General features: G+C 72.1%; 16 protein-coding genes. 6 read left to right on the top strand and 10 right to left on the bottom strand.

Annotation, left to right across the window (positions count from 1 at the left end; genetic code table 11):
• Position 1: 1 nt before the first annotated feature.
• The 5 genes from OHB41_RS11640 to OHB41_RS11660 form a co-directional block, all read right to left on the bottom strand.
• Positions 2-1192, bottom strand: a complete 1191-nt coding sequence (locus OHB41_RS11640; protein WP_266697809.1) for an acetylornithine transaminase — start codon at positions 1190-1192, stop codon at positions 2-4.
• Positions 1189-2100 (bottom strand): acetylglutamate kinase, encoded by a 912-nt coding sequence (gene argB / locus OHB41_RS11645; protein ID WP_266697811.1) that lies wholly within the window; start codon positions 2098-2100, stop codon positions 1189-1191. The genes OHB41_RS11640 and argB overlap by 4 nt, the downstream gene beginning before the upstream one ends.
• Positions 2097-3248: a bifunctional glutamate N-acetyltransferase/amino-acid acetyltransferase ArgJ gene (gene argJ, locus OHB41_RS11650; RefSeq protein WP_266697812.1), complete on the bottom strand. Its 1152-nt coding sequence runs from the start codon at positions 3246-3248 to the stop codon at positions 2097-2099. Before argJ ends, argB begins: the two co-directional genes overlap by 4 nt.
• Positions 3245-4273: an N-acetyl-gamma-glutamyl-phosphate reductase gene (gene argC, locus OHB41_RS11655; protein ID WP_266697813.1), complete on the bottom strand. Its 1029-nt coding sequence runs from the start codon at positions 4271-4273 to the stop codon at positions 3245-3247. Before argC ends, argJ begins: the two co-directional genes overlap by 4 nt.
• Before the next feature lie 337 nt (positions 4274-4610).
• Complete coding sequence (locus OHB41_RS11660) at positions 4611-5015, bottom strand: DUF5997 family protein (RefSeq protein ID WP_266697815.1); 405 nt, start codon at positions 5013-5015, stop codon at positions 4611-4613.
• A 58-nt stretch (positions 5016-5073) separates the two neighbouring features.
• Between OHB41_RS11660 and OHB41_RS11665 the strand changes: the two genes are divergently transcribed.
• Both OHB41_RS11665 and OHB41_RS11670 read left to right on the top strand, forming a co-directional pair.
• Positions 5074-5883, top strand: coding sequence for a LysR substrate-binding domain-containing protein (locus OHB41_RS11665; protein WP_266697816.1), 810 nt, complete (start codon positions 5074-5076; stop codon positions 5881-5883).
• A 7-nt stretch (positions 5884-5890) separates the two neighbouring features.
• The gene (locus OHB41_RS11670; RefSeq protein WP_266697818.1) at positions 5891-6340 is read left to right on the top strand and encodes a DUF6314 family protein; all 450 of its coding nucleotides are present in this window, start codon (positions 5891-5893) and stop codon (positions 6338-6340) included.
• Positions 6341-6396: 56 nt separating this feature from the next.
• Here the strand turns inward: OHB41_RS11670 and OHB41_RS11675 are convergent, their stop codons facing one another.
• From OHB41_RS11675 to OHB41_RS11685, 3 genes are all read right to left on the bottom strand, one after another.
• Complete coding sequence (locus tag OHB41_RS11675) at positions 6397-6981, bottom strand: histidine phosphatase family protein (protein ID WP_266697819.1); 585 nt, start codon at positions 6979-6981, stop codon at positions 6397-6399.
• 62 nt (positions 6982-7043) lie between these two features.
• Positions 7044-7481 (bottom strand): GNAT family N-acetyltransferase, encoded by a 438-nt coding sequence (locus OHB41_RS11680; protein ID WP_266697821.1) that lies wholly within the window; start codon positions 7479-7481, stop codon positions 7044-7046.
• 635 nt (positions 7482-8116) lie between these two features.
• Entirely contained in the window at positions 8117-9553 is a 1437-nt protein-coding gene (locus OHB41_RS11685) for an aminotransferase-like domain-containing protein (protein WP_266697822.1), read from the bottom strand.
• Here OHB41_RS11685 and OHB41_RS11690 point away from each other — a divergent pair.
• Entirely contained in the window at positions 9552-10481 is a 930-nt protein-coding gene (locus OHB41_RS11690; protein WP_266697823.1) for a DMT family transporter, read from the top strand. The two genes, OHB41_RS11685 and OHB41_RS11690, sit on opposite strands and share 2 nt — an antisense overlap.
• Before the next feature lie 92 nt (positions 10482-10573).
• The gene (locus OHB41_RS11695) at positions 10574-10768 is read left to right on the top strand and encodes a DUF1918 domain-containing protein (RefSeq protein WP_168527246.1); all 195 of its coding nucleotides are present in this window, start codon (positions 10574-10576) and stop codon (positions 10766-10768) included.
• A gap of 77 nt (positions 10769-10845) precedes the next feature.
• On the opposite strand, the gene OHB41_RS11700 is transcribed toward OHB41_RS11695, so the two are convergent.
• Positions 10846-12105, bottom strand: a complete 1260-nt coding sequence (locus OHB41_RS11700) for a glycoside hydrolase family 10-like protein (protein ID WP_266697826.1) — start codon at positions 12103-12105, stop codon at positions 10846-10848.
• Positions 12106-12277: 172 nt separating this feature from the next.
• On the opposite strand from OHB41_RS11700, the gene OHB41_RS11705 reads away from it, so the two are divergent.
• Together OHB41_RS11705 and OHB41_RS11710 are read left to right on the top strand one after the other, a co-directional pair.
• Positions 12278-13138 carry a 3-hydroxybutyryl-CoA dehydrogenase gene (locus OHB41_RS11705; RefSeq protein ID WP_266697827.1) on the top strand — a complete coding sequence of 287 codons (861 nt, stop codon included), beginning with the start codon at positions 12278-12280 and terminating at the stop codon, positions 13136-13138.
• Between the two features lie 204 nt (positions 13139-13342).
• On the top strand, positions 13343-13600 hold the full coding sequence (locus OHB41_RS11710; RefSeq protein WP_153291574.1) for a hypothetical protein: 258 nt from the start codon (positions 13343-13345) through the stop codon (positions 13598-13600).
• Between the two features lie 104 nt (positions 13601-13704).
• Here the strand turns inward: OHB41_RS11710 and OHB41_RS11715 are convergent, their stop codons facing one another.
• On the bottom strand, positions 13705-14250 hold the full coding sequence (locus OHB41_RS11715) for an NUDIX hydrolase (RefSeq protein ID WP_266697829.1): 546 nt from the start codon (positions 14248-14250) through the stop codon (positions 13705-13707).
• Between the last annotated feature and the right edge of the window lie 6 nt (positions 14251-14256).

Here is a 14256-nt window from a genome sequence, read left to right on the forward strand (position 1 = left end):
CTCAGGATCCATCCCCGTTGACTGCGTCGAGGACGCCGGGAAGGGCTCCGAGCAGGACGTCCACCTCGTCGTCGCTCAGGTTCAGCGGGGGCATCAGCCGTACGACATCGGGGGCGGGCGCGTTCACCAGGAGACCGGCGTCCTGAGCCGCCTGCTGCGCCTGAGGCGCGAGCGGCTCGGTGAGCACGATACCCAGGAGCAGGCCGGCGCCCCGGACGTGGTCGACCAGCGGGTGCCCGAGTGACTCGATCCCGTCCCGCAGCCTGGCGCTCGTACGCTTCACGTTCTCGAGGAGTCCCTCGGACTCGATGGTGTCGAGTACGGCGAGTCCGGCCGCGCAGACGACCGGGTTGCCGCCGAAGGTCGTGCCGTGCTGGCCGGGCCGCAGCAGCTCGGCGGCCCGGCCGAACGCGACGGTCGCACCCAGCGGCAGTCCGCCGCCGAGGCCCTTGGCGAGCGTGACGACGTCCGGCAGGACGCCCTCGTGTGCCTGGTACTCGAACCAGTGGCCGGTCCGGCCGATTCCGGTCTGCACCTCGTCGAGGACCAGCAGCGAACCGCTGGCGGCGGTGATCGCGCGGGCCGCCTTGAGGTAGCCGGCCGGGGGCACGACCACACCGTTCTCGCCCTGGATCGGCTCGATGACGACGAGCGCCGTCTCGTCGGTGACGGCCGCGGCCAGCGCCTGCGCGTCGCCGTACGGAACGTGTGTGACGTCACCGGGCAGCGGCCGGAAGGGCTCCTGCTTGCCGGGCTGGCCGGTGAGCGCGAGGGCGCCCATGGTCCGGCCGTGGAAACCGCCCCGGGTCGCCACCATGTGCCCGCGGCCGGTCAGCCGGCCGATCTTGATGGCGCCCTCGTTGGCCTCGGCACCCGAGTTGCAGAAGTAGACCCTGCCGTCGCGGCCGAAGAGCTGGAGCAGCCGTTCGGCGAGCGCGACGGGCGGCTCGGCGACGAAGAGGTTGGAGACATGGCCGAGCGAGGCGATCTGGTTGCTGACCGCCTCGACGATCGCCGGGTGGGCGTGGCCGAGGGCGTTGACCGCGATGCCGCCGACGAAGTCGAGGTACTCCTTGCCGTCGGCGTCCCACAGCCGGGTGCCCGCGCCGCGGACGAGGGGCAGCCGCGGGGTGCCGTAGTTGTCCATGAGGGAGCCCTGCCACCGCTCGGTCAGTTCCTGGTTGGCGGTCATACGGCGTCCCCCTGGTGCGCGTCCGGCACGACCATCGTGCCGATCCCCTCGTCGGTGAAGATCTCCAGCAGGATCGAGTGCTGGACCCGGCCGTCGATGACGCGGGCCGTGGTGACGCCGTTGCGCACGGCGTGCAGACAGCCCCGCATCTTCGGCACCATGCCGCTGGCCAGCTCGGGCAGCAGCTTCTCCAGCTCGGAGGCGGTCAGGCGGCTGATCACCTCGTCGCTGTGGGGCCAGTCCTCGTAGAGGCCCTCGACGTCCGTGAGGACCATGAGGGTTTCGGCGCCAAGTGCCGCAGCGAGTGCCGCAGCCGCCGTATCAGCATTGACGTTGTAGACATGTCCGTCGTCCTGGGAGCGGGCGATCGAGGAGACGACCGGGATCCGGCCGTCGACGAGCAGCGCCTCGATGGCACCCGTGTCGATGTCGGTGATCTCGCCGACCCGGCCGATGTCGACCAGTTCGCCGTCGATCTCGGGCAGGTGCTTGGTGGCGGTGATGGTGTGCGCGTCCTCGCCGGTCATGCCGACGGCGAGCGGTCCGTGCTGGTTGAGCAGTCCGACCAGCTCGCGCTGCACCTGTCCGGCAAGCACCATCCGTACGACGTCCATGGCGTCCTCGGTGGTCACCCTGAGGCCGGCCTTGAACTCGCTGACGATGCCGTGCCGGTCGAGCTGTGCGCTGATCTGCGGCCCGCCGCCGTGCACGACGACGGGCTTGAGCCCGGCGTGGTGCAGGAAGACGACGTCCTGTGCGAAGGCGGCCTTCAGCTCCTCGTCGATCATGGCGTTGCCGCCGAACTTGATGACGACGGTCTTGCCGCGGTGGCGGGTCAGCCAGGGCAGCGCCTCGATGAGGATCTGGGCCTTGGGGAGTGCGGTGTGCTTCCGCGTCATGTGGCTCATGAGGAGTAGGCGCTGTTCTCGTGGACGTAGTCCGCGGTGAGGTCGTTGGTCCAGATGGTGGCGGTGGCGGCGCCCGCGGCGAGGTCGGCGACGATGTGGACCTCGCGGTAGCGCATGTCGACGAGCTCGCGGTCCTCGCCCACCCCGCCGTTCTTGCAGACCCACACGCCGTTGATGGCGACGTTCAGCTGGTCCGGCTCGAAGGCGGCCCCGGTGGTGCCGATGGCGGACAGGACACGCCCCCAGTTGGGGTCCTCGCCGTGGATCGCGCACTTGAGGAGGTTGTTACGGGCGATGGAGCGGCCCACCTCGACGGCGTCCTCCTCGGTCGCGGCGCCCACGACCTCGACCTTGATGTCCTTGCTGGCACCCTCGGCGTCCCGGATGAGCTGCTGACCGAGGTCGTCGCAGACCGCCCGTACGGCCTCGGCGAACTCCGCGGGGTCGGGGGTGATCTCCGAGGCGCCGGAGGCGAGCAGCAGCACGGTGTCGTTGGTCGACATGCAGCCGTCGGAGTCGACTCGGTCGAAGGTGGTGCGGGTGGCGGCGCGCAGGGCTCCGTCGAGGGTCTCGGTGTCCACGTCCGCGTCGGTCGTGAGGACGACGAGCATGGTGGCGAGGCCCGGTGCGAGCATGCCCGCGCCCTTGGCCATGCCGCCCACGGTCCAGCCGTCGCCGGTGCGCACCGACGTCTTGTGCACGGTGTCGGTGGTCTTGATGGCGATGGCGGCCTTCTCGCCGCCGTGCGGGCCGAGCTGGGCCGCGGCCGTCTCCACGCCGGCGAGCACCTTGTCCATCGGCAGGAGGACGCCGATGAGTCCGGTGGACGCCACCGCGACCGCGCCGGCGTCGACGTCGAGCACCGCGGCGGCCTTCTCCGCGGTGGCGTGGGTGTCCTGGAAGCCCTTGGGGCCCGTACAGGCGTTGGCGCCGCCGGAGTTGAGGACGACGGCGGAGACCCGGCCGCCCTTGAGTACCTGTTCGGACCAGAGCACCGGCGCGGCCTTCACGCGGTTGGAGGTGAAGACGCCCGCGGCGGCCAGACGGGGCCCGTTGTTGACCACGAGGGCCAGGTCCGGGTTGCCGTTCTCCTTGATGCCTGCGGCGATGCCGGAGGCGGTGAAGCCCTTGGCGGCGGTGACGCTCACGGTGCCACTCCGATCGTGGTGAGACCCAGCTCCTCGGGGAGCCCGAGGGCGATGTTCATGCTCTGGACGGCCCCGCCGGCCGTGCCCTTGGTCAGGTTGTCGATGGCGCTGATCGCGATGATGCGGTGCGTGGCTTCGTCGTGTGCGACCTGGATCTGAACGGCGTTGGAACCGTAGACGGACGAGGTGGCGGGCCACTGCCCCTCGGGCAGCAGCCGGACGAACGGCTCGTCCGCGAACGTCTTCTCGTACGCGGCCCGCACGGCCTCGGCGGTGACCCCGGCCCTGGCCCTGGCGCTGCACGTGGCGAGGATGCCGCGGGGCATCGGGGCGAGAGTCGGGGTGAAGGAGACGGCGACGGGCTCGCCCGCGGCACCGCTCAGGTTCTGGATCATCTCGGGGGTGTGCCGGTGGCCGCCGCCGACGCCGTACGGGGACATGGAGCCCATGACCTCGCTGCCGAGCAGATGGGGCTTGGCCGCCTTGCCCGCGCCGGACGTTCCCGAGGCGGCGACGATCACCGCCTCGGGCTCGGCGAGTCCGCCCGCGTAGGCCGGGAAGAGCGCGAGGGAGACGGCCGTCGGGTAGCAACCGGGCACCGCGATGCGCTTGGACCCCTCCAGCGCGGCGCGGCCGCCCGGCAGTTCGGGAAGGCCGTAGGGCCAGGTGCCGGCGTGCGGCGACCCGTAGAACCTCTCCCAGTCGGCCGGGTTCCTGAGCCGGAAGTCGGCGCCCATGTCGACGACGAGGACATCCGGTCCGAGCTGCTCGGCGACGGCCGCGGACTGCCCGTGGGGCAGCGCGAGGAACACGACGTCGTGCCCGGCCAGCACCTCGGCGGTCGTCGGCTCCAGGACGCGGTCGGCGAGCGGCAGCAGATGCGGCTGGAGCGCGCCCAGGCACTGGCCCGCGTTGGAGTTGCCGGTCAGGGCGCCGATCTCGACCTCGGGGTGCGCCAGGAGCAGGCGCAGCGCCTCGCCGCCCGCGTACCCACTCGCTCCCGCCACTGCTGCGCGTACCGCCATGGAACCCTCCTCCTAGATGGCATGACTATACGTATCGATGCACGTTTATGCAACGAGGTCATGGGGAGACCCATGACACGGGTCACGGGTCACGGGTCGGCGAGGTGTGCGCGAGGTGCGCGGAGTCGGCAGGACCGGCGGAGCCCGGACCGGCGGTCATCGGAAACGCGCGCGGGGCTCGGTCCGGTCACTCACCACGTGGTCCCACCCATGCGCACAGCGTAGGCCGCGGCACGGGTGGCCCGGTCCTCCCTGCCCCGGGAAGGAAACCAGCGAACGAAACCAGCGAAGGAAAAAGGGAGGCGGGGAAGCGGAGCCCGGGAGGTGGTGGCGGAGGTCAGGAGCGTGCGTCGCGGGGCTGGGCGGCGCGCTGCGCGTTCCGCTCCTTGATGCGCTCCTCTTCCTTGCGGACCTCGGCCTGGGTGGCGCGCTCCCGGCGCAGCCACCCGGGGTCGTCCTGCTTCAGCGCGTCGATCTGCTCCGTGGTGAGCGGCTCGGTGACCCCGCCGCGCGCGAGCCCGGCGATGGAGATGCCCAGCCGCGCGGCGACCACGGGCCGGGGGTGCGGGCCGTTGCGTCGCAGTTCCTGCAGCCACGCGGGCGGGTCGGTCTGCAGCGCGTTCAGCTCGGCGCGCGAGACGACGCCCTCCTGGAACTCGGCGGGGGTGGCTTCGAGGTACACACCCAGCTTCTTCGCCGCGGTGGCGGGCTTCATGGTCTGGGTGGTCTGGTGCGACGTCATGGTGTCAAGGGTATCGAGCGTGTGCGCGACCTCCGACCACGACCGATAGCCTGGCGAGGTGACAGGCTCGGAAGTACCTCCTTCGTTCCGGCTCGCCTATGTCCCGGGAGTGACGCCCACGAAGTGGGTGCGGATCTGGAACGAGCGGCTGCCCGACGTCCCCCTGACCCTCGTCGCGGTGTCCGCCGCCGAGGCGTTCGACGTGCTGCGGGACCGCGGCGCCGACGCCGGATTCGTACGGTTGCCGGTCGACCGGGAGGACCTCAGCGCGATCCCGCTCTACACCGAGACCACGGTCGTCGTGGTCCCCAGGGATCACGTCGTGGCGGCGGTCGACGAGGTGACCGCCGAGGATCTGGCCGACGACATCGTGCTGCACCCGCTCGACGACACCCTCGGCTGGGAGCGGCCGCCGGGCCGGCCCGCGTTCGAGCGTCCCGCCACCACCGAGGACGCCGTCGAGCTCGTCGCGGCGGGCGTCGGGCTGCTCGTCGTGCCCCAGTCGCTCGCGCGCCTGCACCACCGCAAGGACCTCACCTACCGGCCGCTCACGGACGCCCCCGAGTCGCGCGTCGCGCTGTCCTGGCCGGAGGAGGCGACCACCGATCTGGTGGAGGACTTCATCGGGATCGTCCGGGGCCGGACCGTCAACAGCTCACGCGGACGCTCGCAGACGTCGGCGTCCGCATCGGACGCGGCTTCTGGCGCGACATCGGCTTCGGGCAAGGGCAAGCGTCCCGAGGCGGGCGGCGGGCGGAAGAAGCCCGCGGGCGGCAGGGCGGGCGGCACGGCGGGCGGCAAGAGCTCCCGCGGCGGCTCCGGTGGCGCCAAGAGCGGTCGGCGGGGCAAGCCCCGCCGGCGGTCGTGAGCAGCCCGTGGGTGAGTTCTGGCCGGTGCCCGACGTACTGGCGTACCTGACCGGGAACTGGCGGGTCGAGCGCTCGGTGCGGGATCGCGCGAGCGGCGCGGACGGGCGCTTCACCGGGACGACCGCTTTCTCGCCGCTCGACGACGGGGGCGACGGCCTGCTCCATCACGAGTCCGGCGTCTTCAGCTGGCAGGGCACGTCCAGACCGGCGGAGCGCACGCTGTGGTTCCTGCCCGGACAGCGCGCGGGCACCGCGGCCGTCCGGTTCTCCGACGGCCGTCCCTTCCACGACCTGGACCTGACCACCGGCCGGCACGTCGCCGACCACCCCTGCGCGGCGGACCTCTACCGGGGCGAGTTCACGGTGTTCGACGCGGACCGCTGGCGCACGGTGTGGCGGGTGGGCGGCCCCGCCAAGGACCTGATCCTCACCACCGAGTACACGCGGCCGCACTGAGAACGGCCCGGAGATCAGCGCCCGGAACGACGTAGAGGCGCGCTGGTGCCGCGGCACTAGACACCTTGCGTCGACGCCTCCAGGCGCAGGTTCCAGCGGCCGTTGTGCCCGGTGAGGGTCATCGTCGACAGGGGGCGGACGTCGATGTTCCAGTACGTCGTCGGCTGGGCCCGCAGCGCGTAGACGAGCGCGGCCCGCACCACGGACGGCTCCGCGACCGCGACGATCCGGCCGCCGTCGTCCGCCGGGCGGGTGTCGAGCCAGCTGCCGACACGGGAGATGAAGGACATCAGGGACTCGCCGCCGTGCGGGGCGGAGCGCGGGTCGGCCAGCCAGGCGTCCACGGCCGACGGCTCGCGGGCCATCGCCTCGCCCAGGGTGAACCCGCGCCAGCGGCCCATGTCGCAGTCGCGCAGCGCGGGTTGGACCAGCGGCGCGTAGCCGAGCGCGTCGCCGGTGGCGCGGCTGCGCGGGGTCGGTGAGCAGTAGCGCAGCTCGGCCGCCGCCAGCGGCACCAGTTCGGGGGCGGCGCGCTGCACCTCGTCCCAGCCGGCCTGGTCCAGCGGCCGGTCGTCCTCGAAACGCTCGGCGAGCAACGACGAACTGCGCGCGGCAGCGACGAACGTGACCCGAAGATGCATGCGCAGATCGTGGAGCGCGGGACTCCGCAGGTCAAGGGGTGCTACGCACGGTATTCGCGGGCTTACCGCGGTACGAGGGCCATCCACCGGTCGGGGCGGTCCAGCGGCCTGAAGCCGATCTTCTCGTAGACGCCGTGCGCATCGTGCGTGGCGAGCAGGACCCGGGGCACGCCGAAGGGTTCGAGGTGGTCGCGGACCGCTGCCACCAGGGCTGAGCCCAGCCCCTTGCCGCGGACGGACGGGACGACGTAGACGTCGCACAGCCAGGCGAAGGTCGCCTCGTCGGTGACCACTCGGGCGTACGCCACCTGCTCGCCCGACGAGCCGTCGTACACCCCGAAGTTGAGCGAGCCCGCGATCGCGCGCTCCTGCCTATCGCGGGGCCGGCCGAGGGCCCAGTACGCGTCCGTGGAGAGCCAGTGGTGCACGCGGGCGACGTCGATGCGGGCCGGATCGGCGGAGATCTCGTAGCCGCCGGGGAGCTGCTGTGGGTCGGTCATGCGGGGAGGGTCGCAGGCCGGGGCGGTGAGGTCGAGCGATTTTCGTCCCGCGCGAGAAGCAGGGGGCTGCGTGGCACGCCGTCGGGGGGAGGCGCGGATTCGCCGCGGCGACTCGTCCCGGACGGCGCGACGCCTCGCCGCAGGTGGCACCGGCTCAGCGCAGCGACACGTCACGGACAGCGAGGGTCGGTACGGCATCCCGTCACGGACGGCACAAGTCAGCACGGCAACTCGTCACAGGCGGCACCGGCTCAGCGCAGCGACACGTCACGGACAGCGAGGGTCGGTACGGCATCCCGTCACGACGGCACAAGTCAGCACGGCAACTCGTCACAGGCGGCACCGGCTCAGCGCAGCGACACGTCACGAACGGCGAGGGTCCGTACGGCATCCCGTCACGACGGCACAAGTCAGCACGGCAACTCGTCACAGGCGGCACCGGCTCAGCGCAGCGACACGTCACGAACGGCGAGGGTCCGTACGGCATCCCGTCACGACGGCACAAGTCAGCACGGCAACTCGCCGCAGGCGGCACCGGCTCAGCGCAGCGACACGTCACGAACGGCGAGGGTCCGTACGGCATCCCGTCACGACGGCACAAGTCAGCACGGCAACTCGTCACAGGCGGCACCGGCTCAGCGCAGCGACTCGTCGCAGGCGGCGCGCAACCGTCGTACGCCCTCCGTGATCTCCTCCGTGCCGGCGACCGCCGCGAAGCTCAGGCGGAGGTGGGCGGCCGGGGGTTCGGCGCTGAAGTAGGGGCGGCCGGGGGTGACGGCCACGCCCGCCCGCAGGGCCGCGGCGGCCAGCGCGGACTCGTCGGTGCCGTCGGGCAGCCGGAGCCACAGGTGGTAGCCGCCGGACGGGATGTACGGCAGGGCGAGTTCGGGCAGCCGTAGCCGCAGCGCGGCGGTCATGGTGTCCCGCCGGTTTCTCAACTCGGCGGAGACGGACCGCAGATGACGCGGCCAGGCCGGCGATCCGACGAGTTCGAGCGCGGCCTCCTGAAGCGGACGCGGCACGAAGAAGGTCTCGACGACCTGGATGGCGCGCAGCCGCTCCAGGACCGGTCCGCGCGCGGCCAGCACGCCGACCCGGAAGCTCGGCGAGGTCGCCTTGGTCAGGGAACCGACGTGCACCACGACACCGTCGGCGTCCTCGGCGGCCAGGGGCCGCGGCAGCGGTCCCGCGTCCTCGTGCACGAGCCGGCGCACGAAGTCGTCCTCGACCACGAACGCGCCGGCCTCGCGCGCGATCCGCAGCACCGCGCCCCGCCGCTCGGGGGCGAGCACGGCCCCGGTGGGGTTCTGGAACAGTGGCTGGCAGACGAAGACCCGGGCGCCGGAGGCTCTGAAGGCGTCGGCGAGGAGGTCCGGCTTCACCCCGTCGGCGTCCACCGGGACCGGCACGGGGCGCAGTCCGGCCGCGCGGGCGATGGCCAGCATGCCCGGGTAGGTGGGGGACTCGACGAGGACCGGTGCGCCGGGCGGGGCGAGCGCGCGCAGGGTGGTGGTGAGCGCCGACTGACCGCCCGCCGTGACGAGCACCTCCGCGGCCGTGACCGCACCGCCGATCCCGCGCGCGAACCACTCGCGCAGCTCCGCGAGCCCCTCCACCGGCGGCCGGGACCAGGCGCCGGGGCGGCGGCCCGCCCGGGACAGGGCCGCTCCCATGGCCCGCTCGGGCTGGAGCGAGGGGTGCAGATAGCCACCGTTGAACTCGACGACACCGGCCGGCGGGGCGGCCAGCGTGGCCAGGACTCCGGAGGCGTCCACCGTGCGCGGGACGAGTTCGGCCGCGGCGTCCGCGCTCAGCGTGACCTCCTGCCAGGAGGTGTCCCCCGCCGGCGGGGCGGGGGGCCGGGGGCTTGCCCGGAAGGCGCCGGCCCCCGGTCTGGTGACCACCAGCCCCTCCGCGACGAGCTGCGCAAGCGCTCGCGACACGGTCACCGGGCTCACCCTGAACCGCTCCACGAGAGCTCTGCTCGACGGCAGCTTTCCACCAGGCGAGTAGCGGTCGACTTCCCGTCGCAGCTGCTTCGCCAATTCCGCCACGCTGCTACTCTGCTGCATGAGAGCACAGAGTAGCGCTATCCAGGGGTCGGAGATAGCGGTCACCACCCCCGAGGTGGACACCCGGGCCGACCGCCGCTCCGGCACCCTCCAGGCCGCCCTCGGCGTCACCGCCTTCTCCCTCACCTTCCCCGCGACCGCCTGGGGCCTGGAGGGCTTCGGTCCCTGGTCGCTGGTCGCCGTGCGCAGCGCCCTCGCCGCCGTCGTCGCGGGCGGCTGCCTGCTGGCGCTGCGCGTGCCCGTACCGGCACGGGAGTACCGGGCGGGGCTCGCCGTGGTCGCCGCGGGCGTGGTGCTGGGCTTCCCGTTGCTGACGACGCTCGCGCTGCGGACGTCCACCACCGCCCACGCGGCCGTGGTCGTCGGCCTGCTGCCCCTGACGACGGCGCTGTTCTCGGCGCTGCGCACCGGCGCGCGGCCCTCCCGGCTGTTCTGGGGCGCCGCTCTCGCGGGCGCGGCCGCCGTGATCGCGTTCACCGTGCAGCAGAGCGGCGGAGCGCTGACCAGGGCGGACGCCTACCTCTTCGGCGCGCTGCTGATCTGCGCGGCGGGCTACACCGAGGGTGGCAGGCTGGCCCGGGCGATGCCGGGGTGGCAGGTGATCGGCTGGGCACTGGTCCTGTGCCTGCCGCTCTCGCTGCCGGGCGCGCTGATGGCGCTGTCGTACGAGCCCGCGCGGCTGTCGGCGCACAGTGTGACGGGGCTGCTGTGGGTGGCGGTCGGCTCGCAGTTCCTGGGGCTGGTCGTCTGGTACCGCGGCATGGCGGCGATCGGGATCCCGAAGGCCAGCCAGTTGCAGCTCGCGCAGCCGCTGCTCACACTGGTGTGGTCGGTACTGCTCCTCGGCGAGCGGCTCACACCGGCCGCGCCCCTGACGGCGGCGGCCGTGCTGGTCTGCATCGCCCTCACCCAGCGAGCGCGGGGCTGAGCAGCACGCGGGTGCCGGTTCGACCGGCACCACCAGCCGTGGGCTTCACGGCCACGGTCCACCACTCCCGCAACTGGCGAGGGAGACCTCAGATGCGCGCAACCGAGGGCGACCAGCTCGTGCAGCACGGCAGGGTTGTCGGACAGCACGACAAGGTCGCGGAGATCACCCAGGTCATGGGCAAGGAGGGGACTCCCCCGTACCGCGTCCGTTTCCCGGACGGGCACGAGGCAGTCTGCTCTCCCGGCCCCGACTCCGAGATCCGGCACAAGGACCCCATGCGGTAGTCCCGCCACCAGGGCGTGCCCGCACGGTCACTGCGTCCGGGGCGCTCCCCATTGGGCCGGTGACCCCGTGCGGGGATTCAGCGCACGGGTGTCGCCGGCTGCCCGTAGTGGTCGGCGACGACCCGTGTCATCGCGCCGAGGGGATCGGAACCGACCCCCCTGGCGGAGAAGAAGACGTGCCCGCGCACCTCCGCGTACTTCCGTGCGAAGGTGAGGTGCCGGGAGAGCTCGGCCGGGTCCTGCCAGGCCGCGGGCTGCGCCGGGTCCCCGGCCTTGTAGACCGCCTCGCCGACGTACAGCCGCACGCCGGTGCCCTGGGTGACGGCCGCCCACCAGGGCACGAGCTTCGCGTAGTCGGCGGCGGCGAAGCCGAGATTCCAGTAGACCTGCGGGCAGATGTAGTCGACCCAGTGTTCACGGACCCACTTCCTGGTGTCGGCGTACAGATCGTCGTACGTCTGCACGCCGGCCCGGGTGTCCGAGCCGTGCGGGTCGCGCGCGGCGTTGCGCCACACTCCGAACGGGCTGATGCCGAAACGCGTGCCGGGGCGGATCTGCCGGACGCGGTCGCCCATCTCCCGCACCAGTCTGTCGATGTTGTCGCGCCGCCAGGCGGCCCGGTCCGGGAAGCCCGCGCCGTACGCCGCGTACGCCGCGTCGTCGTCGAAGGCCTGTCCGGCGACCGGGTACGGATAGAAGTAGTCGTCCCAGTGCACCGCGTCGACCGGGTACTTGCGCACCGCGTCGAGCATCGCGTCCTGCACGAACGTCCGCACGGCCGGCAGTCCGGGGTTGTAGTACATCTTCCCGCCGTACCGGACGACCCAGCCGGGGTGCGTGCGCGCCGGATGGTTCGGCGCCAGCCTGCCCGGGTCGGTGTGCGGGGCGATCCGGTACGGGTTGAACCAGGCGTGCAGTTCCAGACCCCGCGCGTGGGCCTCGGTGACCGCGGTACCGAGCGGGTCCCAGCCGGGGTCCCGGCCCTGGACGCCGGTGAGGTACTGCGACCACGGCTCGTACGCCGAGGGCCACAGGGCGTCGGCGGCGGGGCGCACCTGGAACATCACGGCGTTGAGACGGCAGCGGACCGCGGTGTCGAGGTGGCCGACGAGTTCGGCACGCTGTCGGTCCGGGGAGAGCCCGGTCCGCGAGGGCCAGTCGCGATTCAGGACGGTCGCCAGCCACATGCCGCGCAGCTCCGCGGGTGCGGCCCTCCTCCGGCCGGGCGGCCCGGGGGTGCCCGCGATCCCGGTTCCCGCCACCGAGTCGCCCGTGGTGGCCGAACCCGCGAACGCCGCCGCGGCCACCGTGAACGTCCGCCGTGACACCCGCCCCATCCGCGCACTCCTCTTACCCTGTGGACCCGCCCGGTCACGGATCGTTCCGCCGTCGCCCAGCATGCCCGCCCCGGGCGATCGATCATCGATACTTCGGAGTAACGTGCACGATCGGAGCAGGCACCGAACAACGGGGGACCTGCCAGGCCCGTAGATCAGCGAAGGGGACGATGTGACCGACATCGAACGCGTCGGAGTGGTGGGCTGCGGCCAGATGGGAGCGGGCATCGCCGAGGTGTGCGCCCGTGCGGGTCTTGACGTCAAGGTCGCCGAGACCACGGGCGAGGCCCTGGAGATCGGCCGTACCCGGCTGTTCAACTCCCTCTCCAAGGCGGCCGAGCGCGGGAAGATCTCCGCCGACGAGCTCGCGGCCACCCAGGACCGGCTGAGCTTCACCACCGACCTCGGCGAGTTCGCCGACCGCGACCTGGTGATCGAGGCCGTCGTCGAGAACGAGCAGGTGAAGACCGAGATCTTCCAGGTCCTCGACCAGGTGGTGACCCGGCAGGACGCGATCCTCGCTTCGAACACCTCCTCGATTCCGCTGGTCCGGCTCGCCGTCGCCACCTCGCGCCCCGACCAGGTCGTCGGCATCCACTTCTTCAACCCGGCGCCGGTGCAGCAGCTCGTCGAGCTGATCCCGGCACTGACCACCTCCGAGGGCACCCTCGGCCGGGCGCAGCTGTTCGCCGAGAAGGCCCTCGGCAAGCACGCGATCCGCGCCCAGGACCGCTCCGGCTTCGTGGTCAACGCGCTGCTGATCCCGTATCTGCTCTCCGCGATCCGGATGTTCGAGTCGGGCATCGCCAGCCGCGAGGACATCGACAACGGCATGGAGCTGGGCTGCGCCCACCCGATGGGCCCGCTCAAGCTCTCCGACCTGATCGGCCTGGACACCGTGGCCTCGGTCGCGTACTCGATGTACGAGGAGTACAAGGAGCCGCTGTACGCCGCGCCCCCGCTGCTCCAGCGCATGGTGGACGCCGGACGGCTCGGCCGGAAGTCGGGTTCGGGGTTCTACACCTACGCCTGACCTCCCCCTCCCGCCGTCCGACCACGTGGGTCGATGCTCACGCGGGCCCGGCACCGGTCGCGGTGCCGGGCCCGCGCCATTCACACGCCGTGTGCGCGCCGGGCCCGCATATGCCGCTCGCACACGCTCCCCACGTACCCACCAGGCGAGTTGACTTTCCGTGCACATGTAAGGGATGTGACGACTACGGAAAGGAGCGGACACGTGACCGCCGACCCGGAGCATCCCGTGGTCCATGGAGAACTCGCAGAGTTACGCCGCAGACTCGACGTGGCACAGGCCCGCGTCGAGGGAGGACTGACCCTGCTCAGTCACCGCGCCGAACAGACCGCCAAGGACGTGGACGACCTGAGCACACGCGTCGTCGCGATGGAACACACCCGCTGGCCCCTGCCCGCGGTCGCGGCCATCACGGCCGTCGGCGCACTCGCCGTGGCGGTCTGGCAGGCTCTGGGCCACTAGGGCCTGTCGTCCGGATCAGGTGGCACCGAGGCGCGGTGCCTTGTCGGCGTCCCGCCGCATGATCCAGACGACCGGCCCTGCGGCCCCGGACGCCGGAGGATCGATCAGGGCAACGCGTCCTGCCCGAGCCTGAGGTGGTGCAGGAGGAGTAGCGCGGCAGCCATGTTGGCGGCCGGGACCTCGCCGCGGGCGACCATGTCGGGGACGAGTTTGAGGGGAACCCATTCCCGACGGTCGGACTCGAAGTCGTCCACGGGGTGTCCGATGTACGTGCCTTCGTCGGCCCAGAAGATGTGGTGCCGGGCGTCGGTGAGCCCGTTGGAGGGCTCGACGCTCATCAGATGGCGCAGGGGTCCCGGTCGCCAGCCGGTCTCCTCCTCCAGTTCGCGGGCCGCCGCGACGGCGATGTCCTCGCCGTCCTCGACGACGCCCGCCGCGAGTTCCCACCCCCAACTGTCGGTGATGAACCGGTGCCGCCACAGGAGCAGCACCTCGTTGGCGTCGTTCACCACGGTGGCCACGGCCACGGGCCGCAGCCGTATCAGGAAGTGATCGAGATGCCGGCCGTCCGGCAACTCGACATCTGCGAGATTGACGCTGAACCAGCGGTTTTCGTACACAGTTTGTTCGTTCAGTTTCGTCCACTGCACGGTTCT

It is taken from the genome of Streptomyces sp. NBC_01571 (assembly GCF_026339875.1).
GTDB lineage: Bacteria > Actinomycetota > Actinomycetes > Streptomycetales > Streptomycetaceae > Streptomyces.

Bases quoted from the DNA above. Each gene is read 5' to 3' on its own strand.
- OHB41_RS11640 (WP_266697809.1), bottom strand. From the start codon at position 1,192: ATGACCGCCAACCAGGAACTGACCGAGCGGTGGCAGGGCTCCCTCATG.
- argB (WP_266697811.1), bottom strand. From the start codon at position 2,100: ATGAGCCACATGACGCGGAAGCACACCGCACTCCCCAAGGCCCAGATC.
- argC (WP_266697813.1), bottom strand. From the start codon at position 4,273: ATGGCGGTACGCGCAGCAGTGGCGGGAGCGAGTGGGTACGCGGGCGGC.
- OHB41_RS11660 (WP_266697815.1), bottom strand. From the start codon at position 5,015: ATGACGTCGCACCAGACCACCCAGACCATGAAGCCCGCCACCGCGGCG.
- OHB41_RS11675 (WP_266697819.1), bottom strand. From the start codon at position 6,981: ATGCATCTTCGGGTCACGTTCGTCGCTGCCGCGCGCAGTTCGTCGTTG.
- OHB41_RS11680 (WP_266697821.1), bottom strand. From the start codon at position 7,481: ATGACCGACCCACAGCAGCTCCCCGGCGGCTACGAGATCTCCGCCGAT.
- OHB41_RS11690 (WP_266697823.1), top strand. From the start codon at position 9,552: ATGAGAGCACAGAGTAGCGCTATCCAGGGGTCGGAGATAGCGGTCACC.
- OHB41_RS11685 (WP_266697822.1), bottom strand. From the start codon at position 9,553: ATGCAGCAGAGTAGCAGCGTGGCGGAATTGGCGAAGCAGCTGCGACGG.
- OHB41_RS11695 (WP_168527246.1), top strand. From the start codon at position 10,574: ATGCGCGCAACCGAGGGCGACCAGCTCGTGCAGCACGGCAGGGTTGTC.
- OHB41_RS11700 (WP_266697826.1), bottom strand. From the start codon at position 12,105: ATGGGGCGGGTGTCACGGCGGACGTTCACGGTGGCCGCGGCGGCGTTC.